This window comes from Olavius algarvensis spirochete endosymbiont (genome assembly GCA_900608495.1).
Classification (GTDB): Bacteria; Spirochaetota; Spirochaetia; order DSM-2461; family DSM-2461; genus UBA2779.
The window spans coordinates 1-845 of the sequence record UWYT01000336.1 but is presented as its reverse complement, the minus strand read 5'-3'; the positions used below and the strand labels follow the sequence as shown (position 1 = coordinate 845).

Annotated in this window: 1 protein-coding gene; it reads right to left on the bottom strand. The window is 43.3% G+C overall.

The window, feature by feature from the left end:
* Positions 1-159 precede the first annotated feature (159 nt).
* The gene (locus S1OALGB6SA_RS09890; RefSeq protein WP_124033351.1) at positions 160-732 is read right to left on the bottom strand and encodes a hypothetical protein; all 573 of its coding nucleotides are present in this window, start codon (positions 730-732) and stop codon (positions 160-162) included.
* Between the last annotated feature and the right edge of the window lie 113 nt (positions 733-845).

Sequence of the window (845 nt, the reverse complement as noted above, 5' to 3'; positions counted from 1 at the left end):
AAGGCCCTCTGGCAGCTCCTTTGAGTCTTATAAGGAATTCTCAAGCAAAGCCGCAAGGTGGAATTAGAAGATTCCAGCTCAAAGGAGGGGCCACAGCACTGGCCGTGCCTTAAGCCCAAGTGGAGTTCTCCGGCCCGAGGCAGGTGAACAGAATGCTTGCTATTCAGCAAGAAGTGACATCGGCGCTGTTTTCCAGTAGTAGACACGCTCTAATTCGCCGTCAATCTCAGCTAGAAATCTGAAGCTTACTTCATAGCCATTTTTCAAACTGAAATAAATCTCAGTACTAGAAGTTCGCCAATCTAATTCATAGTGCAGGCCGATATCTTCAAGTATATTCATCAATTGCTCGCGTTTCATTCCTCGATTGACTTCTATCATACCATCAACTTCAACTCTCTCAATCTCCGTCCAGGCATCATCTAGCGAATACAGGTATATACCAAAGGCTCCTATTTTCTCATCGAAGTCAATATCAATATTTATGCTAGATGAACTCGTTAGGAAATATGAATCCCCTCCTGGATGGGACTCTAGATGACGTGGCGAGAAGGATTTAAGACTCTCAAAGCTGTCACCTATGGAAATCTGAGTCTTATCGGGCAGGATAAGACTCCCTTCCCTCAGAGTTACCCCAACTGTCTTATCTTTCGAAAACAGGCAGCCTTGAGAGAAAACAAGGATGCACAGTATCAGTAGAATGATCTTACTCTTCCTCTTTTTTGGGTTCAAAAAAATATCCTCCAGTATTCTTATAAAAATTAGCTGTAGAGTCGCTTCCTCTTACATAGTCAAAATCACTACCTCCTGTGCCCGTATAGGGGTCAATCATCATTCCCTTATGA